The 582-nt window shown below is 37.5% G+C and carries 1 pseudogene; it reads right to left on the reverse strand.

Annotation, left to right across the window (positions count from 1 at the left end):
* Positions 1 to 582 (reverse strand): annotated as a pseudogene (locus D5R40_RS43420) (glycoside hydrolase family 38 N-terminal domain-containing protein); the annotation flags it as partial.

Here is a 582-nt window from a genome sequence, read left to right on the forward strand (position 1 = left end):
CCAAACCTTCCCACCAAAAAACCTCAAAAGGAAACTCCATAAAATCATTCCAACGCAACTTTTGAGTCACAAAATATTCCATACCCCCACCCTGAAGAATTTGTGGAAGTTGCCAACAAAAACCAAAACTATCCGGCAACCAAGCTACAAGAGAAAATCTGCCAAACTTATCCCAAAAATAACCTTGACCATATAAAACCTGACGAACAATTGATTCCCCACTCACAGTATTTAACTCTGAGTAGGAAATCAATTATTCGTCAGGTTTTATATGGCCAAACTTATCCCAAAAATAACCTTGACCATATAAAACCTGACGAACAATTGATTCCCCACTCACAGTATTTAACTCTGGTTCTACCCACAAACCCCCAACAAACTCCCACTTTCCCAACTCTACTTGCGCTTTAATTCTATTAAATAAATCTGGTCTATTTATTTCTATCCATTCATATAGTGCCGGAGTCGAATGACAGAAAATAAGTTCCGGAAAATCTTGTTGTAAATTCAATACAGACTCAAAAGTTCGTTGGAATGATTTTATGGAGTTTCCTTTTGAGGTTTTTTGGTGGGAAGGTTTGG

It is taken from the genome of Okeania hirsuta, from assembly GCF_003838195.1.
Taxonomy (GTDB): Bacteria; Cyanobacteriota; Cyanobacteriia; order Cyanobacteriales; family Microcoleaceae; genus Okeania; species Okeania hirsuta.